This window comes from Oceanobacillus limi (assembly GCF_900111445.1).
Lineage (GTDB): Bacteria > Bacillota > Bacilli > Bacillales > Amphibacillaceae > Ornithinibacillus > Ornithinibacillus limi.
In genome coordinates this window covers 75,985-99,600 of record NZ_FOHE01000009.1, presented here as the reverse complement: position 1 = coordinate 99,600, position 23,616 = coordinate 75,985, and the positions used below count along the sequence as shown (strand labels likewise).

The following is a 23,616-nucleotide window of genomic DNA, read 5'->3' as shown; positions in this document are numbered from 1 at the left end:
TCTAACCCTCTTGAAACAAGCATAGATTGTTTTAGGGGGGTTATTATGATGAGACATCGAATGAGAATGAAGAGAAGAAGATCACCACCTCCAGTAAGTACTATTTTAATGGTGACATTCATTCTTTTTACTATAAGTACCATTGCCAGTATTATTATAATTGATAAGGGAATAACACCTACGTTAATGGAAGTTGCGGATGATAAGACAACGGAATTTGCCACTAGGGGAATTAATTCCGCAGTAAAATTTGCCGAAAATTACACATTTCAAGATGTAACTATTACTCAACAAAATAATAATGGGTATATTACGAGTGTTGATTGGGATCCCTCTATCGTGAATAAAATTAACCGTGCTGCAACAGATCGAGTCGAAGAATTCTTTCATAGTATGAACCGAGGAGAGCCACCTAAATATCAGGATCCTTTAGGGGAGCCAGATCCATATGGAGATACGGTTGATGAGCTCGTTGATCGAGATCCAACTGTCATCGAAATCCCAATCGGTCAGGCAACGGGGAACTCTATATTAGCAAATCTTGGTCCCCGAATTCCAGTGAATTTAGAGCTAGTCGGTGCAGTTCGGACAGAACTTGTTGAAGAGCGAGAGGAAATGGGGATTAATGGCGTTTTTGTATCTCTATATGTAGAGGTAGAGGCAGATGTGCAAATTATCATCCCTTTTGTTACAGACGTAAAAGAAGTTAGTACCCGAATCCTGATTGATAAGCAACTCGTCATGGGAGAGGTTCCAGAATTTTACGGGGGTAATAAAGAAGGACCGTCCATTGCAGTTCCTAAGGATGATGTGGTAGATAATGACTTGCAGGATGACTAAAAATCCAGTATAATATATTTTTGAATTTAATAATTAACCTTATCAGATCGGTGAGGTAGAGGTGCATGTAAAATGAGTAATCAGTTAGAGTTTGACAAACGGTGAAAATTGGTGAAAGGGTTACATGCCGAAGCGTAATAAAAGTCATACTATTACTGCTGGGTTGTCTTTGAAGAAGAGGCAAACTGTCATGCTGCATATGCATGGGGAACTACTGATCGAAATGGAGGATAACGTATATTGGAAAGCAATGATAGGTTATGTTCTATCATTGCTTTTTTTGTTTTTGCTTAGATAATAATAATATTTAATTCTTGTGGATAAATTATTTGCAAGGAGTATAACCTCAGCTAGGGCGGACAGTCGATGTTGCCACAGGACGTGGTGTTTCACATGCAGCGTCAGAGGCTAGTGATGGAACTCTTGCTGTTTTAGTACAAAACAACGTATCTCCACATGCACTTACACCAAGACTAAACAAAACAACGGAGGTTACATATATGGAAGGAACAATTTTTTCAATTATACCAGCACTAATCATGCTAATACTTGTATTGCTTACTCGTAAAGTTTTGTTATCTTTAGGAGCTGGTATCGTAATTGGGGCATTGCTCATTCATGATTTTTCAATTATTACTGCTTTAAAGGAAATAGGAGCTATTTTTATCGGTATATTTGTTTCTGGAGGGGAATGGAATACCGGAGATTTACTTTTAATAGGGTTCTTGCTTTTATTAGGAGTGATGACAGCACTCTTACAAGCTACTGGTGGAAGTAGAGCATTTGGGGAATGGATGATAAAGCGTATCAAAACGCGAACAGGAGCACAATTAATGACGCCAGTACTTGGCTTAATTATTTTTATTGATGATTATTTCAATGCGCTGGCAGTTGGGCAGATTGCTAGACCTCTAACAGATTTGCATAAGATTTCTCGAGCGAAGCTAGCATATTTTATTGATTCAACTTCAGCACCGATAACGGTCCTTTCACCTATCTCGAGTTGGGGAGCGTACTTAATAGGAATTATAGGTGGGTTACTGACAGCTAATGAAGTGACTGATTATCAACCACTTGAGGCATTTATTAAAATGATTCCTTTTAACCTTTATGCATTAGGCTCTCTGTTGTTGGTGTTTTTAGTTGCGTACTTTAAAATGGATATCGGACCAATGCGCAAACATGAAACACGTGCATTGCAGGAAGGGGAAGTATTAGACCCAGATAGTGGGAAGGTACCCGGAGATTTATCAAATGTCTTTTCTTCGCACGAAAAAGGAAGTATCTATCATTTATTAGTACCAATTGCTGTGTTATTAATTGCGACAATTACTTCGATGATTATTACCGGTATTTATGCAATTTCTGATAACGTAACCCTTTTATCGATTTTTGAAAATACAGACGTCAATTTGTCCTTGTTTATTGGTGGGGCTACTGCAGTTCTTATTGCACTAATTTTTCATCTTCAACAGGACAAGCCTAAAGCTCAAACGAGTCAACTTGTTTTCGAGGGAATAAAAACAATGCTACCAGCAATTTATATCTTACTTCTAGCTTGGATGATTGGTACAATTATTGGAAAGTTAGAGACAGGAGAATATTTAGCAAACATTGTTGAGCAGGCAAATATTAGTTCTAGCTTCTTACCGGTCATCTTTTTCTTAATCGCAGGAGTTATGGCACTTGCAACAGGAACCTCTTGGGGAACTTTTGGTATCATGTTACCAATTGCAGCAGAAGTAACTGTAATAGCCGATGTATCACTGCTTCTGCCAGCACTAGCTGCAGTTTTAGCTGGATCAGTGTTTGGAGATCATTGTACACCAATATCCGATACAACCATACTTTCTTCAACAGGCGCTGGTTCAAATCATATTGATCACGTGGTAACCCAATTGCCATATGCAATTATTTCTGCATTAGCATCAGCTATTGGTTATGTGATTATTGGAATCACACATGTGGCTCTATTTGGATTCGTTTCAACGTTCCTTCTAATATTAGGGTGTGCATATGTCATTCATACCCTATTACAGAAAAAATAAGTTGTAAAGATATCATAAATCAAGGAAAAGTCCGAATTAATTCGGGTTTTTCTTTTTTTAGTGTAGAGAATTAATTCCATAAAGCATAGACGCAATGTAATTTAGATCTAACTCATTTTTATATTATTACAACTATATCTTGGATAAATTTTCTATTTATTTCGTATTATAATAATAATATAGAAAATTTAAAAATTACTTTGACATAGTCAAAAAGTACCGTTATAATACAAGACAAGATTAATTTCTGAAAAAAGTTAACATTTGAAAATTACTTATTACATATTGTAGTAAGTATAAAAAAGGGGAGGTTTATAACATGGAAACTCGTTCTCAATGGGGGACAAGAGCTGGCTTCATATTAGCGGCAGTCGGTTCAGCAGTAGGTCTAGGAAATATTTGGCGCTTTCCTGCTACAGCATTTGAAAATGGTGGAGGTGCCTTTTTTATTCCCTACCTATTTGCACTGTTAACGGCAGGGATTCCGATCTTGATCATGGAATTTACCATGGGTCATAAATATCGTGGCTCCGCACCGTTAACATTTAAGAAAATGAATAAGAAAACGGAATTTATTGGGTGGTGGGCTGTTTTAGTAGCCTTCGTAATTTCGACATATTATTCCGTAATTATTGCCTGGGCAATGTCTTATTCTGTATTTTCTTTCAATTTAAACTGGGGATCGGATACGGAGGCATTCTTATTTAATGATTATTTGAATTTAACCGTTGAACCAGGGCAAACTGGTGGATTTGAATTAGGCGTTCTTATCCCATTACTTCTTGTGTGGGCTGTAGTGTTAGGGGTCCTATTTAAAGGAGTTAAAAAAGGTATTGAAGTTGCAAACCGAATTTTTATTCCAGCATTGGTAATTGTATTTCTTATTATCGTAATTCGGGCATTAACTTTACCTGGAGCAATCGATGGATTGGAAGCATTCTTTGCACCTGATTTTAGTCAAATCCTATCACCAGACGTATGGGTGGCTGCATATGGTCAAATATTCTTTAGTTTGTCTATTGCATTTGCGATTATGATTACGTATTCTAGTTATTTACCTAAAAAATCAGATATTACAAACAACGCGTTTATCGTTGGATTTGGTAATTCTAGTTTTGAATTACTAGCAGGTATTGGAGTATTTGCTGCACTTGGATTCATGGCTGGCCAGGTTGGAGTCGGCGTAGATGAAGTAGTTGCTGGTGGAGTAGGGTTAGCATTTGTTGTATTCCCAGAAATCATTAATCAATTCCCAGGATTAAATGGATTGTTTGGTTTCTTATTCTTCGCTTCACTTGTACTAGCCGGATTATCATCGTTAATTTCTATTTGTGAAACGTATATTGCAGGACTAGTTGATAAGTTTAAAATTTCTCGTACAAAAGCAGTTGCTTTAGGTGGTGGATTGTCCGCACTAATTTCCCTACTTTTTGCAACACAAGGTGGACTATTCTTCCTAGATGCTGCTGATTACTTTATTAATCAATTCGGTGTTGCTTTTGTAGGACTTGTAGAGGTAGTACTGATTGCTTGGGTATTACGCAAAGTTAATGATCTAAAATCTCATGCAAATGGATTATCAGATATTCGTTTAGGTTCTTGGTGGACGATTAGTTTAGCTGGTATTACACCGCTTGTTCTTGGATACATGATGTTTGGTCTATTTAAACAGAACTTATTAAGAGAGTTTGGAACGGATACTGGTAACTATGAGAACTATTCCAACGCATTTATCCTATGGGGTGGATGGGCAGTTGCTATTGGAGCATTAGTAATTGGTATTCTAATGAGTATGACGAAGTGGAAAGCTTCTTCAGCAGAAGAGCAGGAAACGTTATCGAAGGAGGCAAAATAGTATGGGTGCAGTTATTGTAGCGATCATCGGTATCGTAATTATATGGGGTGGCTTAGCGTTAAGTATCACCCATGCTGTTAAAAAAAGTAAAGAGGCAAATTAAAGAAACGGGACTGTCGATGCTGACAGTCCCGTTTTTCCTTAGTTGTTTTTTGCCATTCTTTCCCATTTCTTTAAATATGGGTAAGGATCAAATGACCATTCACTGTAGCCATTATCCTTATACATCCCGTAGTGCAAGTGTGGAGGAAATTTGCCCGAAGTTCCAGGTGGTCCATATCCTGTTGAACCGACACTACCCAGTACATCTCCAGGCTCTACAATTTGTCCCACTTTTATATCGTCCTCATATCCACTAAGGTGGGCATAATAGTGATAGATATTATAGATGTCTCTAATACCAATTCGCCACCCACCGTATAGATTCCAACCCTTTAATTCTACAACTCCATAAGTTGTGGATTTAACTGGTGTACCGTAATCTGCAAAAATATCCGTTCCCTCATGGATTCGCCTACCTCCAAATCCACGTCCATCCCCCCATGTACTTCGATAGCTGTAGTTATAATTAATTGCAACTGGAAAGTCTCTTTTTGTTAAGTTGATATCTTGATACTTCTTAAAAACCTTAGCAGTATTCTTTATCGTGTGAACGGCTAACTCCCTTTGGTAATGATTCCACAAGGCTATCTTAATATCATCTTCTGTTTTCCCATACTCTAATATAAAAGATGCCAACGAGTATAGTACGTCTTCGGGATCCTGTGGGTCAGCTAGGTTATCACCATTCCCATCTTTTCCTTTTCCATCAAACATAGTAATAATTCGTGAATCCTTTACCTTGGAGGAGTTGCCAACTCCGAACCAGGATTCTTCAGGGAACTTAATCGATATTAGTTGATCATCCTCTAAATCTTTTTGGACTTGTCTTTCGTATTGATCAATTGCTGCAATATAATACCAAGGTATTTGTGTTAATGTTTCGGTTTTTTTATAAAGCGCTAACCTTTCATCATAAATATTATCTTCATCTTCTGCATTAACGATTTGAGTAAATGAAAATAAGCATAGGATGAAAAGAAAAGAAAAATAATAGCGTTTCACATGCAATGTTCTCACCTCATAAAATACTTGAAAATAGGACCAACTTTAGTCAGTCCTATATATGTTATTCTCTAAATCAAATGATTACTCGTCCTTTCCTTGTGGCGACTTTTTCATCTCAGAAATTATACGTTCAATCGTGTTTTCGTAATCGGGGTCTGTTGTAGTTGAATTATGCAAGCTTTCAATATCCCGAATTAATACGTCGTTGTCAGAAACGTAAATATCAAAATAACGAGGCATTACAGATTCAGCAGATTTTTTCGCTACATCAGCAGCTTCTTCTTTTTCCAATACATCATTCTTGTCATAAGCAATTAGTACCTCTTCATCGGTCACTAGTGTTGCTACTTCATCAAATGTTTCATGTCGTAAAACCATTTTTGCTATGATATCTGCCATTTCATTTCGATCCATTGTGACGACTCTATTTCTGTCCGGATCTTGGTCAAATTCATCTTTGGTATAATTTACAAACCCAAGACGGCTTGTTTCTCTCGGATCATTATATTCCGGGTCACGGACGGGACCCTCATCTCGAGTTGGATCTAATTGATCGGCTATTTTTTCTTGTTCACTTTGTGACTGATCCGTTGCACAAGCAGTTAGTGCCATTGTAATGAATAATATGGTTAGTGTTCGTATGATTTTCAACAGTTTTTCCTCCTCATCTAACAGTTGGATAAGAATGTATAGGGATATTTATCTGATGTATGGTTAGTTTTGTGTATAAAATAGAAAATCATACAAGCAACACGTAATATTTTCTAGGTGAAATTATAGAAGTATGATAAACTATACTCAGCTATGAGGGGTGAGTTTTGTGATTGAATTATTTGGAAAAAATTATGAACTTATAGAAAATGTAAAAGATGGATTCGATAAAAATGCCTTAGAAGCTCGCTATACGGATATTTTAAAAAAATATGATTATATCGTAGGCGATTGGGGCTATGAACAGCTTCGCTTAAAAGGGTTTTACCGTGACGACCACTTGAAGGCATCGATCGATTCAAAGATCAGTACACTTGATGACTATATATATGAATACTGTAATTTTGGTTGTGCTTATTTTGTACTAAAAAAGAATAACTAATATGGGAGCAATAGTTCTACTTGGAACTATTGCTCTTCTTGTTCTGGATGAACATCATCTGGTTCGTCGTGAATCACATGTGAACCAGGTGCTTGTCTTGGAAGGTCTTCATGAAGCTCTTTATAAGGAAATACAAAGGCACTTGTACGTTGTTGTTCATCTTTCCAAGGTGTTGATTTTCCTACAACAGGTTCTTCTTTGTTAATGGAAGAACCAAATGCTCCTTCAGGAAACTCCTCAGGTATTAAATTGTTTTTTTGATTATTCACATTAGAGAAATCGGAAAATTTCTTATCATCGTTTTTAGCCAAAACTTTGACCTCCTTTCTTTCCTTTAGGTTTAACGAAAACATTCCGAAGTAATTTACCAATTGCTGGTTTGAATGAAAAACTGTAAAAAACACAAAAAAAATTAAAAAATAAACCAAAAGACCCACGTACGACAATAAGTGACAAAATTCACTCTTTCATAATTTTGGAAAATAGGCTGAAGTACTGTTTTTACATAAAACGCATTGGAATCACCTTCATAACGTGATTAAAGTAGTGGGAATATATTCTTATACTTTTTAAAAGTAGGTTACGAAATGGAATTGACAGAAAGAGAAAATATGTAATGATTTATATAGAAATCACAGTATTATTAAAAATAATTAAATGAACAACGAAATGAGGTTTGAAATTGTTAGAGTCAAAGCGTAGGGCAATTATATTTTTTGTTATTGCAATTATTTTAGCAGCTATTTCTGGTTATTTAATATTGAAAAAAGTTCAAACGTTAAATTCAGATTTAGGAACAATGGTTCATGTATATGTAGCAAGTAAAGACATTCACTCTAGAGCTTTAATAACCCCTGCAGACCTTACTACTGAAGAAATTCCAAAAAAATTTTTACGAGATGAACATATCACTGAATTAGAGGAGTTTAAAAACACAGTTTCTGTTGTTCCACTTTCTAGTGGGCAAATGATAACAGACAATATGTTAAAGAAAGCATCTGCGGTAACAGAGGTAGAGAACCGTTTAATTACCCTATTGCAATCTGATAAGGTCTTCTTTGATGAGGAGTTAGCAGATTTAGACCGAGTTGATATTATTATTTCCAAGGATGAAAACGGGGAGAAAGTTACGGAAGTATTTATGGAAGACGTAAAAGTTGCTCGTATTGCTAGATCTGGTAGTGAATTCTCAGGTGTACAGGTAGAGGTTCCATTTGAGAAGGTTACCGATTTAATTCATATGCAGAATTATGCAGAATCAATGCGTATCATTCGTTCGAATGTAGGACAAATGCCGCAAGGAGAAGGAAACTCAGCAATAACAAATGAGAGTGAAGAGGAATCAACAGATGATCAGTCTGCAGATGAATCAGATGAAATTGATGAATAAGTTAACTTATCTAAGAGTAATTGTTGATTAATGGGGGAGCTAAATGAAAAAAGTACAGGAATTGTTTGTAATTGGTAACAATGAAGAGTTGTATTCATCTGTTCAACAACAACTTGATCAACATTATCAGTTACAACGTATTCAACCAGAAGATGTGAAAAAGTATGTTGTCAAAATCGTACTCATATTAAAAACAGAAAATGAGTCAGTACTTGATTTAGCGCAATATATATTAGCTGAAAATCCGAATGCCTATTTGGTCTATATTAGTGATGTTCAAAATTTTGATTTGCTTAGGGATTTAAACAGGCTAGGGATAATGGATTATCTTGTCTTTCCAGATGAGGAGTGGATATTATCTGAACGAATTAAAGAAGTAACCGAAACGAAACTCGTTCAAGATGAAGGTCATGGAACTGCCGAAGGGTTTAAGCGGGGTGGAGGTAAAGTATTTACCTTCTATAGTGGAAAAGGTGGATCAGGCAAATCATTAATAAGTACTGCGTTTGCACAAACATTAAAATTAGAATCAACTGCAAAAGTTCTCTATATTGACTTAAATTTGCAATATGGTGGATCTGAAACTTTCTTAGCACTAGATAGTAATCGATCTATTATTGATCTTTTGCCAGTTATTAACGAGTTAAGTGAACACCATATTCGAAATATTGCTGAAAAAGAGGAATACTCGGGGCTAGAAGTTCTTGTCAGTCCAAGGGATACAGAAATGGCAGAGCGAATTGATGATGATTTTATCCTACGAATGATTCGGGCAAGCAAACGAACATATGACTTTATTGTGGTCGATCTGCCATCCTGGATGGATGAAAGAGTATTCACAGCCTTAGAGGAATCAGAGCGAATTTATTACACAATGAGCTATGATACGATCGCAATTCGAGTGCTGAAGAATGTTGAAAACCTGTTTAAACAATTGGGTCTGGTCCTTGATGAAAGAATGGAATTAGTTATCAATTTTTCCGGGAAAGAGAATGAATTGAATCAAAAGGACTTAGAGCGATTTGTAACCTACCCAACAGTAGCTAAAGTTAGAAGAGATTTAAAAGGAGTCCAATCATTTTTAAATCAAGGTCAACCATTACGAAAAGAATTGAAGGAAAAAAAGTTACCACCAGTAGCTAAAGATATACAAAAATGGGTTCGCTCCATGTTGAAGTAAACTGAGTAATTTATTGAAGGGTGGTGTATCGATGGCGCTGTTCCAAAAGGGTAATAAAGATAAGAAAGAGACCTATCAAACGGACTTCTCTGTAACAAACACCTACATTGATAATCTGGTGGAGCATTATAAATCTAGATTATTAACCGAAGTCAACTTAGAACAATTAACAAATCTCCCGGAATCAGACAAAAGGTTAAAAATTGAAAGAATCATTAACCAATTTATGAGTGAAGAAAAAGTTGTCATTCCTAGACATGATAAAGAATCATTACTCTCCAGGTTAATTGATGAAAGTGTTGGATTTGGACCATTAGAATCGTTACTTCATGATGATTCGATAACAGAAATACTGGTGAATGGACCAAAGGAAATCTATATCGAAAAAAATGGTCAATTAGAGCAGGTGGATATTTCGTTCAAGGATGAGGCTCATGTTCGACATATTGTAGACCGAGTAGTAGCACCATTAGGAAGAAGAATTGATGAAAGTTCACCTATGGTCGATGCCAGATTACCTGACGGAAGTCGTGTTAATGCTGTTATATCACCAGTAAGTTTGGGTGGGACAGTATTATCTATTCGTAAATTTAGAAAAGATCCATTTGTAATGAAAGATTTGAGACAGTATGGCACGTTTACAGAAAAAATGGAGAAGTTTTTACAAGCTTTAGTTAATACGAAGCTAAACATCCTAATTTCTGGAGGAACTGGAAGTGGAAAAACGACATTATTAAATGCACTTGCCAAAGAAATTCCCTTGGGTGAAAGATTAATTACAATAGAAGATTCGGCAGAACTAAAACTAGAACGTAACAATGTTGTTGGGATGGAAGCACGTCCGCCAAATGTAGAAGGGGAAGGGGAAATTTCTATTCGCCAGCTTGTTAAAAATTCATTACGTATGCGGCCGGACCGGATTATTGTTGGTGAGGTGCGTGGTCCAGAAGCTTTTGATATGCTTCAAGCTATGAACACTGGTCACGAAGGATCTTTAACTACTGTCCATGCAAATACCCCAACAGACGCGATCAATCGTGTTGAAGGTATGGTTGTAATGGCAGGAATGAATTTACCTACCCACATTATTCGTGAATATATTGTTGGCGCACTTGATTATATTGTTCAAGTGCAGCGGTTAACCGATGGTACGAGAAAAATCATAAATATAGCGGAGGTTTCAGTTAATGAGGAAAATAGGATTGAAATCCGTGATATTTTTCGTTTTAAACGAACAAGTGTAGATGCAAACGGTAAGATCCAGGGTTATTTTACTCCAACAGGTGTAGTACCAAGGTGTTTAAATCAATTACAAGTATTTGGGCATACATTTGATTCGTTGTTCTTTGAGCCAAAGGGAGAGATGCTAGATGAGTTCCACCGTAGCCATTCTATATAGCCTTGCAGTACTTTCACTGTTAACAAGTATCTATTTTTATCTCGGCTACCGAAATGACAAAAAGGAATGGATACATAAAGTAAAAGAATGGTATCCAGCAGAGGAAAGGAAAAGTTTTATCAGTAAATTAGGAGAACGTTTTGATGAACAGAAAAGTTCTTCTAATTTAAGAAATAAGCTACAAAATGCAAATTTGAAACTACTGCCCTCTGAGTACATTGGTGTCATATTCGTTGGTTATTTAATATTATTCGTTCTGTTTTTTTCGATATTTAATATGCCGATTCGAATAAGTTTTCTGCTTTCATTAGCTATCGTATTTGTTTCTCATTACCTCTTATTCTATATCCGTAAAAATAATTATGAGATGCGCTTTAATGAGCAATTGTCAGAGGTTTGTAGAATACTAGCTAATGCGTCTCGGTCAGGGTTAACGGTTAATCAGGGGATTGATATAGTCGCAAGAGAAGTAAATGCTCCCGCTGGAGAGCAATTTAAACGAATTTCAAATGAATTAAAGTTAGGTGTTTCATTAGAGGCGACCTTGCGTGCTGTTCAGAAACGGAATAAATCACGGGACTTTAACTTGTTTATTGCTACTTTATTAATTCAGAAAAAAACGGGTGGAAATTTAGCATTAACATTCGAAACCATGGCAAATACATTTGAAGATCGAAAACTATTAGCACAATCAATTAAAACAATGACATCGGAGCAAAAATATATATCATTTATTGTCCCAATATTGCCTATCTTTTTGTTATTAATTATGAACAATGTAATTGATGGCTTCATTGAGCCATTATGGTCTGGAATAGGTATTTTCATGTTGATTTTGTTTTTAGCAACAATTGTACTGTCTTTCCTTATTATACGAAAAATTACGGATATAAAGGTGTAATGTAAAATGGATGCTCTTATTATTTTAGCAATTATAGCTTTCTGGTTTAGTGCAGTTATATGTTTAAAACATTTTTGGAGCTTTTTACAAGCGAAAAGAGTTCGAATATATCATATTTCTGAAGTTACGGACATTGATCCGTATGAGAAGAAAGAAAAGCAAAAGAACAGGCGTGCAGCGTTATTTCAGCAAATCACGAAATATGCAGATGATTTTTCTGATTTAGGAATGCGAATTAATTTCTTTAGTGAAAATCATGATGTAGATGCTTGGCTACGAAAATCTGGTAATCCACTAAAACTAACCGTTAAACGATTTCAAGGTTTAAAGATATTTCTATTTATTCTTGGTTTTTTCATCGCTATGTTAGCACTGATTATTGGCTTTCCTTTTTCTCAGTACTTTTTAGCTTTCGGTCCTTTGTTAGGATATTTTCTTCCCATAATATTAATTAAGCGGGAGGTAAAGAAAAGGCAGGATAACATTCGAAAGGATCTACCTGATTTTTTAGATACAGTCAGTACTAGCGTACAGGCGGGGGTTAGTTTAGATCACGCATTACGGGAGGTGATTCGCCACTTTGATGGACCAATACGGGAGGAGTTCTCACGATTTAATCAGGAGATAGATCTTGGTGTTCCGAGAGAAAAGGCGTATCGTGATTTGTTGAATAGAAATGACAATCCCGAGTTCCAATCACTCATCAAGGCACTAATTCAAGGGATGAATTTAGGGGTTCCAATTGCAACAACGTTTAAAGTTCAATCAGAGGATATGAGACAAATGCGGGAGGAGCAGGTAAAAGAACTTGCGGCCAAGGCTTCTCCAAAGGTGACACTAGTGACAACGTTTTTAATTGCACCTGTTTCCATATTAATGATTGCAGGCTTAATGATCATGAACATGTTGATGGGTGATAATAGTATTTTAAATCTTTTTTAAATTAAAACAAATTTAGGAGGAAAAAAGAATGAAATTAATGAATGGTTTTTATGTCAAGATGATGAATCAATTAACCGCGTGGAAGAAGGAAGAAAGAGGATCTCAGACCTTAGAATGGTTGGGAATTGCAGCGGTTATTGTTATATTGGTTGGAATTGTTTCGCAAGCGTTTAATGACGAGGGGATCGGAACTTCTATTAAAGAAAAATTTGATGAATTTATAGAAAATATTGGATCAGGAGAATAATAGTTATTTTAATCTGATTTAATTTTAGATCTTAAAAATAGGAGATTGTATATGAAAAGTAGATTTTTTGTCATTTTATTCTCAATTACGGTCGTACTATTCTTAGCAGGTTGTAAAGAAGATGAGGATACTAGTAGTGATGACTCACAACAAACTGATACAGAGGAAATAGAAAAAAAGGAAGATGATATCGATGAAAGCGCCCTTGATAAAGGGGAAGCAGAAGATCAAGATGTAGAATCTTCTTCTGTGGAATTATTGAAAGATGTTAGTAGTATTCCTAGCAATACATTAGAAGTTATCCACCAAAAGGAAGGGAAATTTACATCTATTGACATAAGAGACGAAAGTATTGTTGATGAAGTGATTACCGAAGTTCAAAAGTTAGAACCTTTATCTGAGGATGCTACTGACCAAGAGTTAGATACGTATTTTAACTATTTGTACTCACTTGTAGCAGAAGATTTCCCTGACCCACAAGATACGATAAAAAAATGGGAATTTGGTTCTTATGGTGACCCAGATTTACCAGATACAAGGTTTCACTTTAAGGAAAATTATAATATTGAAGTGTTGTTAGATGCGAGTGGTAGTATGGCAGCGTACATTGGAGATAAGACCATGATGCAAATTGCAAAAGAAACTATTCAAGATTTTATGGATCAAGTACCAGAAGAGGCAAACGTGTCATTTCGAGTTTATGGTCATAAAGGAACGAGTTCAAGTGATGATAAAGAGCTTTCTTGTGAAGCAATAGAACAGGTATATGGATATGCACCTTATGAGGAAGATTCCTTTCAAGAGGAACTGGATCAAATAAAACCAGCAGGTTGGACACCATTAGCAGAAGCTTTAAAAAAAGCAGAAGAGGCGTTAGCTGAGTATGACACAGAAAACCATACAAATTTGATTTATGTTGTAAGTGATGGGGTGGAGACTTGTGACGGTGATCCAGTACAAGTAGCAAAATCACTTTCTGACTCCAATGCAAAACCTATAATGAACATTATTGGTTTTAATGTAGATGATGAAGCACATGCACAATTAAAGGAAATGGCTGATGTGTCTGGAGGAATTTTTTCTGCAGCGAATAATCAAAATGAATTAGAAGATGAGTTTAAACGCGCAGAAGAAGTTTTAGAAGCATGGGAAGAGTGGAAAGAAGATGCATTAAAGGACGTAAATAATATACGCGTTCAAAACAGTTTTGATATTACTAGATTTACGAATGAATGGGGACAAAAAGATACATTAATGTACAATAATTTGTCTCGATTAACAAGAATTTTTGATGATGAAGGGATCATCTCTTTTCAACAAAGAAAGAAATTTTACACGAAACGTGACGAAGTAATAGACGTTGTAAGGTCTGCAAAAAAAGATGTGGAAGAGCAGTTAAGGGATATTAGCGCAGAAAATTTAGAAGAAATGAAGGAATCTATCAATAATAGATTTAAAGATGAAACCACTAATTAAAGGTTTGTCTTGGGAAGAACGGAGGTGAACAGATGAACATACTTTTCAAAAGAATATTTGCTGTTATTGCAATTTTTATCATTACCTTTATGCCAGTGTTGACCCCAACTGTTTATGCTGTGGAATCATGGTCAGGTGATCCTTGGTCAGGCAATCCATGGACGGGAGACCCTTGGGATGGTAGTGATTTAGAATGGTCAGGTGATCCTTGGTCTGGAAATGAGACGGAAGGTGATAGTTGGACTAGTGAACCATGGTATTTAGAAGGTTGGAATGGAGATCCGTATACAGGAAATCCGTGGTTAGACCAAGGGTGGAATGGGAACCCATATGCAGGAAATCCGTGGTTAAATCAAGGTTGGAATGGGAATCCATATGCAGGAAATCCATGGTTAGATCAAGGTTGGAATGGAAGTCCATATGCAGGAAATCCCTGGCTGAATCAAGGTTGGAATGGGAACCCTTATTCAGGAAGTCCATATGCTGGAAACCCTTATCAAGGTAATCCGTGGCAGGACCAAGGCTTTAACGGAAATCCTTATCTAGGAAATGCCTGGAATAATCCATATTTTCAAGGTAATAACACAGAATTTTCAGCTGGTTCAAATGGATACGAAGCCCCAAGTCGTTTTTATGACTCAACAGGATTTAAAACAGCAGAATATGTTCTAAAAGATGTCGTCAACGGATCAGTAAACTGGTTAAACGATGGAATTAATTATTCTGTCGCTCTCGATAAAGGGTTAAATCCTCCAGGGTATGGTGCCGGTAGATATTTTACCGATTTGCTCTTCAACAGCTTTCGAATCGGTTATGGAGATAGTGGCTTTTTTGATGCCTATGATCTTACTACAAAATCATTGGATGGAATAAGTGCTTATAATGATTTTAAAGCAGCTACAAACTGGTCGAGTTTAAGTAATACTGCAGGAAATTTACGTAGCTATGGCGATACAATTACGAATGCAGCAGGTAAGATGGGGGCTCTTTCAAAATTTAATCTTGCTACTGCGGCGATCGGTACCGTAACATCATCCTTTAAAACAGTTGATAGTTTTGTAGATTCCTATAAAACACTACAAAGTGATGCATCTGGTGCTGAAAAAACTGCGGCTGTAGCTAAATCTGGTGAAAACCTTGGTGAATTTCTTATGAACTCTGGGGCAGTTGCCTCATTCATACCAGGTGGTCAGGCAGTTGGAGCGGGCATGGTTGCTGTAGGAGCAGGAGTGTGGGTTGTTTCTAAAGGTGTTAATATCGTTGCCAAGAACTGGGATGGCATTAAATCAAAAGCGAAGAAAGCTGGTAACGCTATTAAAAAAGGGTGGAACACAGTAAAAGGGTGGTTCTCATAATAGGATAGGTTTATAACCTATTCTATTATGTAGTATCATAAATGAAGTTCTAAGTTATATTCAAAAAGGATGATATGTTTGAAGAAGATTGAAATAAATGAAAAGCAACTAATTAAATTAGCTAAAAAACATAAAAAATTTCTAGAAAGCTATTCGATTAACCGAGTTGCTTATCTCTTTAATGACCATGTATTTTATTTAGCTTATTTTAGTGATAAAAGTGGCCAGGACATAAAAGGTGATGCCGTAATATCACCAGATTCTGATGATATTTCGGAATATCAAAGTGCCCATGCACCTTTACTGGAACATGCTGCAACAGTTCATAATATTAAATATCACGGTGGTGATCGAGCGAAGGTTAATTATGCTATTTTTTATGAGGTTAGAGATTACTTAGAAAATGTAGTTCAAGCTAATATTTTAAGTCAGGACCTACAAGTAGTCTATGAAAGGGCATTTAAGGTTATCTCTAATATGATTACCTTACAAGATGAATTAGTTAGGCTTTATTATGAGGCAATGGATTTACATAACGAAACGTTAAAAAGAGGTTATTTCGTCGATGAAGAATTGGAAAAGTTAAAAAGCTACATCCCGATATTAGAACAAATTCAATACGAGCAAGGGAAGGATAGATACAATTACCGAGCTGATTTTGATGTAATCTATGAAAATAGAAATGATCCCAATGTAAAGCAATTTGAAAAGTTTACGGATAAAAATACATTAAGGGAACTGACAACCGAAGCTTCAGAAAAAGATATCAAAAAAGGATTGCAAGCACTAATGGAAGGAATTGATCTAGACGAATCTAATTACACGAAGGAAAAACATTACGAAGCAGTGAGGGCCAAATTTGCCAATAACTTGGAAAAGTTAATCCATGATTCCAAAAGTAAACTTAGATATCCTTAGCTTTTATGAGGGGAGTCAGGAGTTAAATATGTTTAATAAAGGATGGTAAGTTTGAAAAAAGTAGTAGTAGATGAGAAAAGATTAATTAAGTTGGCAAAGAAACACAAGAATTTTTTAGAGAGCTATACAATTAATCGTGTTGCTTACCTTTTTAATGATCATGTATTTTATCTGGCGTATTTTAGTAATAAAAGTGGTGACAACATTAAAGGTCATGCCATTATTTCACCAGATACAGATGATAGATATGAACATGAAATGGCACTTTCTCCATTAGTTCAACATGCAGTCACGGTTCATAACATTAAATACACTGGAGGGGAAAGGGCTAAAATTAAATTTTCTTTTTTCTATGAGTATAGGGATTATTTAGAGGATATTGTAGGTGCAAATGTATTTAGTCAGGAACATCAAGTCATTTATGAACGAGCACTTAAAGTTGTATCTAATGTAATAGATTTACAGGAAAATTTGGTTAATTCTTATTATGAAGCTATGGATTTACATAATGAAACGTCGAAAAGGGGTTACTTCATCGATGAAGAGTTGGAAAAATTTCGCGGGAGATTTAGAGAAGTTAATCGACGAAGTAAAAGGGAAGCTACGATTTCCGTAGCCAAAGGAGAGTATTATGGAAAAGCCATTTAAATATACGTGGGAAATATTTACAGGTAGGTTTGAAAAAGTTTTTCTTTTGATGTTGGTGACAACTTTACCGTTGTTACTTATCCATTCATTTGCCACTAATTATATTTACGCAATTACACCACGGTATTTGCCGAACCATTCAGCTGCAGATATTTATTATGGCCTTTTAACTATTTTATTATTTTTATATGCTCAGGTTCCTTATATTCGTTTTGTTCATAATGAACACGAAGGTCATGAACATAGCTTGAAAAATTCTGTTTATTTTTTCTTCGCGAACGGTTTTTCTATATTTTTATTTGCTTGTATTCTTTCTGTTCTGACAACAATAGGTTTCATGCTCTTTTTACTACCCGGGATAATCCTGTTAGCCATATTCTTTCCAGTACCATATATTAGTACATTTGATGGGAAGTCCGTATGGAAATCCGTAAAAGAAGGAACGCGTTTAGGTAAAAAGAAAATAATTAAGATCATTTTCATTCTATTTATTACTGGATTTATTGAAATATTTATTGGGTTATTCGTAACATTTCAGTTACTTAATATTACCAATTCCTTAGCAGCACAGATCATTACACAGATTGTCTTAAATCTATTAATCTTTCCTTTCGTGATTATGCTAATCACCTCCTACATGATTAAATGGAGAGAAAGTTTAGAGGTGCTAGAGTTTGAAAAAATGGAGGAGCTCCATAATGAATTTGCTAAATAAAGTTACTAAAGATGAGCAAGGTAGTGCTACCATAGAATTTTTAGGTATAATTCCTGTCGCTTTACTATTATTAGTTGTACTTTGGCAATTTATTTTAGGAATTCATGGAGTTGTTGTCACACAATCTGCTGTAAACGAATATGCTTCGGTTTATTCCATTACGAAAGATAAGGATGAAGCACGTGCTGCAGCTCAGAAAATACTTGATACTACTGGAGATCATTTATCATTTAGTTCTTATGTAACTGAGCCATCCAGCAGTGATAAGGAATTTACAATAGAAATTGCTGCCAATATAAATTTAGTCGTTCTACCGGTAAATCTCTTCGGAGGCACGACACCAAGTATTGATTATCATGCGACTACATACAGTAGGGTGATCGAATGAAACAGGTGAGGGATGATGTAATTCATAGCGAGAATGGGAATGTTGCTTTATTTGTATTAGGTATGCTAAGTATCATCATGGTTTTGTTTCTGGTTGTGGCTAACTTAGGTTCTGTTTTAGCAACAAAGGAGAAATCTGATATGACTTCTTCACAGGCTAGCCTTACAGCTACAAGTGTATTTTATGAAGAAGTTAGAGATATGATTGAGGGAACTAGCTATACTGAACCCGTTGAACCAACAGAACCTACTCCACCAGATGAGGATGCAGAAAATTACGATGAATTAATGGAAGCATATGAAGAAGCTATGGAAGAGTATGATGAACTCTATGATGAGTATTTAGAGGAACTAGAAATTTATGAGTTTTTTGACCAGTTTGATGATAAGGTTGCAGAACGAAGAGATGGGTTAATTGGTTCGCTCCCTGATTGGACATTAAATGAGTTGGATTTAGAGGCATTGGATCAAGTTTTAGAAAATGCATTAACTAGTGGCGGACCAGTTCAGGAGGCGCTTGAAGACCTGTTAGTTGGGAGCATCGATAATGCTGTTATTCAAGCAGCAATTGCTACCATCGAGCAGAATAATGGTGAGCTTGAAGGAGCAAAATTAGATATTCAAGATAATCGGATTTTTATTAAGTCAGCGAATGAAATGGAGTCTACTTCTTACAATGGAATATTGGAGGGAATCCAAGAAAAGATTTATCAGGAGTCGGCTGGACCGGAAATTGGTTTTATTAATTATATATGGAATAGAAATACACCGATAGAGTTGGAAGATGAGTGATTTTAGAAATTTGGGAGGTTTTCAAATGAAAAAGTTATTTGTTTTATGTCTGTTTATACTAATGACATTAGTTGCCTGTAGTTCACCCGAGACTGATGAACTAGTAGAGTATCACAATAATTACATAGATGTTATTAATGAAAAGGCTGAACTTGTGGATCAAGCAGTATTTAAATCGATGAATGTAGAGACACCTGAAGAAGCATTGGAAATTCAAAAAAATGAAGTTATGCCACTTGTAAATGAAATTAAAGATTTTATGAATTCACAAGAGGTTGAGACAGAGGCAGTGAAGGAATTTCATGATTTACGAATGGAACAAATTGAAGCATTTGCATCCTCAGTAGAGTTACAATATGAGGCTTTGGAAAAAACAGTTGATATGGCTTCTAAAGAACAGATTAATAAACTTGTAGAAGAATCTGATGCTAAATACACAGAAGCGATGGAAAAAAGCCAAAAAGCCGAAGACAGATTGGCAGAATTAGCCGATGAGTATGACGTTGAATTTATGGATGAAGAGTAAGCAGTATTGATAGGAGGTTTTACAAATTTCAAGTAAAGAAAAGAAGTGGCACAGGTTTTATTTCATTCTAATGATTGTGATCTATGGAATTTTTGTTCCCGTAACTGTGTTTGAATGGCTAGCTCTAGATGGAAGTTTTCCATTAACAGCGGTTGTAATTGGATTCGCTTTACCAGTGATGAGAAGAAATCATTTACATACGATTAGAGAGAAGGAGAGCAATTAAATGGTTGATTTAGTAGAGAATGAAAGTATTCAGTTAACTGCAGCAGCAAATTTGAAAAGAGGGAAAGAAGCTGTAGGTGGAAAAATAACAATTACAAATCGACGTGTTTATTTTAAACCACACGCAATTAATATTCAAAAAGAACCTTTGGAATTTCCGTTGGAGCAAATTTCTAATGTTGAAAAGTCAAAATCATTAGGTTTGATACCAAATGTTTTAATTGTAACTTTGAACAATGGAAACGTACATCACTTTGTCGTAAATAAACGACAAAAAATAATGGATTACATAGAGACTGCTATCCAAAATTAAACAAGATTAGTTAATAAAAGGCCTTTTAAAGGTCTTTTTATTTTAGTAGAATTTTTCATTCTGTTTAAGGAATTTTAGTTCGCATATGTTTGTGTGTGGTTCATTCCTGCATCATTATATGGTAAAATTAAGGGAGATTTAATCGTATAATTGGAGTGAAACAGATATGTACTTTGTAGATCGAAATAAAATAGAGCAAATCCTATTATATATGGAAAAAATATTAGATGAATTAAAAAAGCAACCGAATCGTTCGTTTGTAGAAAAATTAGCACTAGAGCGCATGGCACAAGTTCTAATTGAATCGATTATTGATGTTGGTAATATGATGATTGACGGATTTATCATGCGTGACCCTGGGAGCTATGAGGACATTATCGATATATTAGTAGATGAGCGTGTATTGCCAGCTTCGGAAATAAGTAGCTACAAAGAAGTTATTGGATTGCGAAAAACTCTTGTAACGAATTATACTGATGTCGAGCTTGATACAATTGAAGAGAAATTGATGGATAATAAGGAAATGCTAGCAGAATTTAGCTCACATATTCGATCCTATTTAGAAACTGAACTTGGAGTAGCGAATGCATTTTCAAATAACCAATGAAGGTGATGAATGTGAAGAGGGCGACAACGAGACAGAAGTTGTTAAATGTTTTAAAAAAGGATCATGAATTAACGATTGATGGAATCATGAAATATTTTACGATTTCTGAAGTAGCAGTACGGCGACATATCCATGAACTAGAGAACCAAGGTTTAATTAAAAAGAATACAAATAAACAAAAGATTGGAAGGCCATATTACACGTATGTACTGACAAAAGAGGGACATCGTACATTTCCAAATCAATATGAGAAGCTACCAGTTGAACTCCTGAAAGATCTGGAGGATGTTCAAGGGCAAAAAGCCGTGGAAAGTGTTTTACAAAGACGAATGGAAAGAGAAAAAGCCTACTTTGAGATGGAAATGAAGTCCGATAACTTCGATGAACGTGTTGCCGAGGTAGCAAGAATTCAAGATGAGAAAGGGTATATGGTAGAAATAAAGAAAACAGCAGATGGTCATTATGAGATGAAAAATTATAATTGCCCAATAGCAAATCTAGCTTCTTGTTATAAAAAGGTATGTGACAATGAAAGAATCGTGTTTGACGAGATATTTGAAAAGAGTGAGGTAATTCCGCATTCTTGTATTACTGATGGGGATAATTTTTGCAAGTGGACAATTAAAAGACCTACAAAGGGATGAGCACCCTGCTCATCTTTATTTTTTGTTCCTATTTTAATATTGCGCAGTATGTATATAATGCGACGTAACTTTATGTTGGTCATTACTAATTTTTCACTTATTAGCGGTATGAAAAAAAGCTACGACAGAATACTCCGCTTTCAGGGATTGCCTGAGTCTATAAAGGAATGAGGATCCACTTCGTCATTGATGAGGATCGTGGTTCCGTTAAATGACAAAAATACCGACCAAACTAGGTGTATGAGGATCCTCATTCCTCTATTAGCCATAAATCAGTGTAAATTTCACTAAATATTGGTGAATAAAGGAATGAGGAACCATAACCATGCTCAAAATGAATGATATCGGCCATTTAGCGGAATGAGGATCCACCTCGTTTTCGCTGAGGAGTGTTCTTCTACTATTTGGCCGCAATGATGGATGGATCTTGCACTCTCTCAATGAAGTTTAATTTTCCTATCAACTTAATATTTTGAATGCCAATTTTTTAGTTGCGTCGCATAATCCATCTACTATACAACACTTACTGTAATAAGATTCATGCTTTTAATTACATTATAAAGTTATAATGGTATAAGCAATTGTTCTAATATATAAAGGAAGAGGTATTACCAAATGAAGCCATATAAAGGATATTTAATTGATTTAGATGGAACCATGTATCGTGGCAATGAAGTAATTAAAGAAGCACCAGATTTCGTAAATAGACTACGGGAGAAGAATATTCCTTATTTATTTTTAACAAATAATTCTTCCAAAACACCCGAAGCGGTTTCGGATAAATTAAATCAAATGGGAATCCATTCAACACCGGAACATGTGTTTACGTCAAGCATGGCAACAGCCAAGTACCTAAAGCAACAAAAACAAGATGCAAGCTGTTATGTGATTGGAGAAGTAGGTCTTCATGATGCTTTGAAAAGAGAGGGATTACAGATAACCGATCAACATTGTGATTTCGTTGTCACTGGAATGGACCGAGAGATAACGTATGAAAAATTGGCTCAAGCTTGTATTGCAATCCGGGAGGGAGCTCAATTTGTATCTACAAATAGTGACATAGCAATACCTACTGAAAGAGGCTTACTACCTGGAAACGGTGCTTTAACTTCTGTCATTACAGTAAGTACTGGGAAGAAACCTATTTTTGTTGGTAAACCTGAATCCATCATAGTGGAGGAAGCACTAAATGTTTTAGGAACCGATATTAAAGAAACGTTAGTTGTTGGTGATAATTATCATACGGATATTCAGGCAGGTATTAACGCAGGAATTGATACATTAATGGTATTTACTGGTTTAACACCATATGAAGATTTACCAAACCTTGAAGTAAAACCAACTTATGATGTGCAAAAGTTAACGGAATTTACCATTCTCTAATAAAAAAACAGTTCACTACGATCAGTGAACTGTTTTTCATTTTAATCATCTATTTCATCGTCAGCGGTTGCATGAGCTAACCTACTAGATGCAGCAGCGGCAATAGCTCCTACAATATCGTCTAAAAAGGTATGACATTCACCTGAGGATTTATCATTTAATTTTTTAAGAATACCTGGCTTTTGCTTGTCGATATAGCCATAGTTAGTAAAGCCAATGGATCCATATACATTCACAATGGAAAAAGCAATGACCTCATCGACACCATAAAGGCTTTCATCTACTTCAATCGTTTTTTGTAACGGTTCATCTAATTTCTTCTCTTCTGCAAGTCGATCTAATTGAATTCCAGTTAAAATCGCATTTTGTACTTCGCGTTTACGTAATACTTGATCAACATTGTGGTAGCAATCCTCCATTTTTAAATCTTGATGGTATTTGGATTGTAGGTAATAAACCAATTCTGCGATATCTTCTATTGTTACGCCTCTTTCATTTAACCATTTTCTAGCATTTCTTTCTAATTCACTCTGTTTCGTTACGTTATCCATCGAAATCACCTATCCTTAAATTTTATTTGTCGGTTAAAATCTAGCTATTTTAAACATACACATCTTACTAAGGA

The 23,616-nt window shown here is 35.6% G+C and carries 28 protein-coding genes and 1 riboswitch; of the genes, 24 read left to right on the top strand and 4 right to left on the bottom strand.

The genetic code is table 11. From position 1 onward, the window contains the following. Nucleotides 1-48: 48 nt before the first annotated feature. The 4 genes from yunB to BMX40_RS19950 all read left to right on the top strand — a co-directional run bounded on the left by yunB (nucleotide 49) and on the right by BMX40_RS19950 (nucleotide 4,846). Nucleotides 49-840 carry a sporulation protein YunB gene (gene yunB / locus BMX40_RS11130; RefSeq protein WP_244513496.1) on the top strand — a complete coding sequence of 264 codons (792 nt, stop codon included), beginning with the start codon at nucleotides 49-51 and terminating at the stop codon, nucleotides 838-840. Between the two features lie 48 nt (nucleotides 841-888). Further along, a riboswitch (Lysine riboswitch) is annotated at nucleotides 889-1,062 on the top strand. A 278-nt stretch (nucleotides 1,063-1,340) separates the two neighbouring features. Beyond that, nucleotides 1,341-2,888: a Na+/H+ antiporter NhaC family protein gene (locus BMX40_RS11125; RefSeq protein WP_090869854.1), complete on the top strand. Its 1,548-nt coding sequence runs from the start codon at nucleotides 1,341-1,343 to the stop codon at nucleotides 2,886-2,888. A gap of 319 nt (nucleotides 2,889-3,207) precedes the next feature. Continuing rightward, nucleotides 3,208-4,743 carry a sodium-dependent transporter gene (locus BMX40_RS11120; RefSeq protein ID WP_090869852.1) on the top strand — a complete coding sequence of 512 codons (1,536 nt, stop codon included), beginning with the start codon at nucleotides 3,208-3,210 and terminating at the stop codon, nucleotides 4,741-4,743. A 1-nt stretch (nucleotide 4,744) separates the two neighbouring features. After that, nucleotides 4,745-4,846, top strand: a complete 102-nt coding sequence (locus tag BMX40_RS19950) for a MetS family NSS transporter small subunit (protein ID WP_139177935.1) — start codon at nucleotides 4,745-4,747, stop codon at nucleotides 4,844-4,846. Nucleotides 4,847-4,884: 38 nt separating this feature from the next. Here BMX40_RS19950 and BMX40_RS11115 read toward each other — a convergent pair whose 3' ends face one another. Then, nucleotides 4,885-5,847: a M23 family metallopeptidase gene (locus BMX40_RS11115; protein ID WP_090870011.1), complete on the bottom strand. Its 963-nt coding sequence runs from the start codon at nucleotides 5,845-5,847 to the stop codon at nucleotides 4,885-4,887. Nucleotides 5,848-5,931: 84 nt separating this feature from the next. After that, nucleotides 5,932-6,501 (bottom strand): YhcN/YlaJ family sporulation lipoprotein, encoded by a 570-nt coding sequence (locus BMX40_RS11110; RefSeq protein ID WP_244513494.1) that lies wholly within the window; start codon nucleotides 6,499-6,501, stop codon nucleotides 5,932-5,934. Nucleotides 6,502-6,670: 169 nt separating this feature from the next. Between BMX40_RS11110 and BMX40_RS11105 the strand changes: the two genes are divergently transcribed. After that, nucleotides 6,671-6,943 carry a YutD family protein gene (locus BMX40_RS11105; RefSeq protein WP_090869850.1) on the top strand — a complete coding sequence of 91 codons (273 nt, stop codon included), beginning with the start codon at nucleotides 6,671-6,673 and terminating at the stop codon, nucleotides 6,941-6,943. Nucleotides 6,944-6,969: 26 nt separating this feature from the next. Here the strand turns inward: BMX40_RS11105 and BMX40_RS11100 are convergent, their stop codons facing one another. Then, complete coding sequence (locus tag BMX40_RS11100; RefSeq protein ID WP_244513493.1) at nucleotides 6,970-7,254, bottom strand: hypothetical protein; 285 nt, start codon at nucleotides 7,252-7,254, stop codon at nucleotides 6,970-6,972. Nucleotides 7,255-7,625: 371 nt separating this feature from the next. Here BMX40_RS11100 and BMX40_RS11095 point away from each other — a divergent pair, with 371 nt between their 5' ends. The 19 genes from BMX40_RS11095 (at nucleotide 7,626) to BMX40_RS11010 (ending at nucleotide 22,991) form a co-directional block, all read left to right on the top strand. After that, a complete protein-coding gene (locus tag BMX40_RS11095; protein WP_090869848.1) occupies nucleotides 7,626-8,333 on the top strand; it encodes a flagella basal body P-ring formation protein FlgA in 708 nt (235 codons plus the stop codon). Nucleotides 8,334-8,376: 43 nt separating this feature from the next. After that, complete coding sequence (locus BMX40_RS11090) at nucleotides 8,377-9,513, top strand: CpaE/TadZ family protein (protein ID WP_090869847.1); 1,137 nt, start codon at nucleotides 8,377-8,379, stop codon at nucleotides 9,511-9,513. A 31-nt stretch (nucleotides 9,514-9,544) separates the two neighbouring features. Beyond that, nucleotides 9,545-10,912, top strand: coding sequence for a TadA family conjugal transfer-associated ATPase (locus tag BMX40_RS11085; protein WP_090869845.1), 1,368 nt, complete (start codon nucleotides 9,545-9,547; stop codon nucleotides 10,910-10,912). Next, on the top strand, nucleotides 10,884-11,813 hold the full coding sequence (locus tag BMX40_RS11080; RefSeq protein ID WP_090869843.1) for a type II secretion system F family protein: 930 nt from the start codon (nucleotides 10,884-10,886) through the stop codon (nucleotides 11,811-11,813). The genes BMX40_RS11085 and BMX40_RS11080 overlap by 29 nt, the downstream gene beginning before the upstream one ends. Nucleotides 11,814-11,819: 6 nt before the next feature. Next, a complete protein-coding gene (locus BMX40_RS11075) occupies nucleotides 11,820-12,755 on the top strand; it encodes a type II secretion system F family protein (protein ID WP_090869841.1) in 936 nt (311 codons plus the stop codon). Nucleotides 12,756-12,783: 28 nt separating this feature from the next. Next, nucleotides 12,784-13,002, top strand: coding sequence for a Flp family type IVb pilin (locus BMX40_RS11070; protein ID WP_090869840.1), 219 nt, complete (start codon nucleotides 12,784-12,786; stop codon nucleotides 13,000-13,002). A gap of 51 nt (nucleotides 13,003-13,053) precedes the next feature. Further along, nucleotides 13,054-14,478, top strand: a complete 1,425-nt coding sequence (locus tag BMX40_RS11065; RefSeq protein ID WP_090869838.1) for a VWA domain-containing protein — start codon at nucleotides 13,054-13,056, stop codon at nucleotides 14,476-14,478. A 32-nt stretch (nucleotides 14,479-14,510) separates the two neighbouring features. Continuing rightward, a complete protein-coding gene (locus BMX40_RS11060; RefSeq protein WP_090869836.1) occupies nucleotides 14,511-15,833 on the top strand; it encodes a hypothetical protein in 1,323 nt (440 codons plus the stop codon). Nucleotides 15,834-15,911: 78 nt separating this feature from the next. Then, nucleotides 15,912-16,751 carry a hypothetical protein gene (locus BMX40_RS11055; RefSeq protein WP_090869834.1) on the top strand — a complete coding sequence of 280 codons (840 nt, stop codon included), beginning with the start codon at nucleotides 15,912-15,914 and terminating at the stop codon, nucleotides 16,749-16,751. Between the two features lie 51 nt (nucleotides 16,752-16,802). Continuing rightward, a complete protein-coding gene (locus tag BMX40_RS11050; RefSeq protein WP_090869832.1) occupies nucleotides 16,803-17,399 on the top strand; it encodes a hypothetical protein in 597 nt (198 codons plus the stop codon). Next, entirely contained in the window at nucleotides 17,383-18,114 is a 732-nt protein-coding gene (locus BMX40_RS11045; RefSeq protein ID WP_090869830.1) for a hypothetical protein, read from the top strand. The genes BMX40_RS11050 and BMX40_RS11045 overlap by 17 nt, the downstream gene beginning before the upstream one ends. Next, nucleotides 18,098-18,502 carry a hypothetical protein gene (locus tag BMX40_RS11040; RefSeq protein WP_090869829.1) on the top strand — a complete coding sequence of 135 codons (405 nt, stop codon included), beginning with the start codon at nucleotides 18,098-18,100 and terminating at the stop codon, nucleotides 18,500-18,502. The genes BMX40_RS11045 and BMX40_RS11040 overlap by 17 nt, the downstream gene beginning before the upstream one ends. Then, nucleotides 18,499-19,293, top strand: coding sequence for a hypothetical protein (locus BMX40_RS11035; RefSeq protein WP_090869827.1), 795 nt, complete (start codon nucleotides 18,499-18,501; stop codon nucleotides 19,291-19,293). Before BMX40_RS11040 ends, BMX40_RS11035 begins: the two co-directional genes overlap by 4 nt. Before the next feature lie 25 nt (nucleotides 19,294-19,318). After that, nucleotides 19,319-19,819, top strand: coding sequence for a hypothetical protein (locus tag BMX40_RS11030; protein WP_090869825.1), 501 nt, complete (start codon nucleotides 19,319-19,321; stop codon nucleotides 19,817-19,819). Between the two features lie 70 nt (nucleotides 19,820-19,889). Beyond that, a complete protein-coding gene (locus BMX40_RS20260) occupies nucleotides 19,890-20,045 on the top strand; it encodes a hypothetical protein (protein WP_170840760.1) in 156 nt (51 codons plus the stop codon). Next, on the top strand, nucleotides 20,046-20,357 hold the full coding sequence (locus BMX40_RS11025; RefSeq protein WP_090869823.1) for a GRAM domain-containing protein: 312 nt from the start codon (nucleotides 20,046-20,048) through the stop codon (nucleotides 20,355-20,357). A gap of 166 nt (nucleotides 20,358-20,523) precedes the next feature. Next, nucleotides 20,524-20,964 (top strand): DUF86 domain-containing protein, encoded by a 441-nt coding sequence (locus BMX40_RS11020; protein WP_090869821.1) that lies wholly within the window; start codon nucleotides 20,524-20,526, stop codon nucleotides 20,962-20,964. A 5-nt stretch (nucleotides 20,965-20,969) separates the two neighbouring features. Beyond that, nucleotides 20,970-21,608 carry a helix-turn-helix transcriptional regulator gene (locus BMX40_RS11015; RefSeq protein ID WP_170840759.1) on the top strand — a complete coding sequence of 213 codons (639 nt, stop codon included), beginning with the start codon at nucleotides 20,970-20,972 and terminating at the stop codon, nucleotides 21,606-21,608. Nucleotides 21,609-22,223: 615 nt separating this feature from the next. Next, entirely contained in the window at nucleotides 22,224-22,991 is a 768-nt protein-coding gene (locus BMX40_RS11010) for a TIGR01457 family HAD-type hydrolase (protein WP_090869818.1), read from the top strand. 41 nt (nucleotides 22,992-23,032) lie between these two features. Here BMX40_RS11010 and BMX40_RS11005 read toward each other — a convergent pair whose 3' ends face one another. After that, complete coding sequence (locus BMX40_RS11005) at nucleotides 23,033-23,542, bottom strand: phosphatidylglycerophosphatase A family protein (protein ID WP_090869816.1); 510 nt, start codon at nucleotides 23,540-23,542, stop codon at nucleotides 23,033-23,035. Nucleotides 23,543-23,616: the final 74 nt, after the last annotated feature.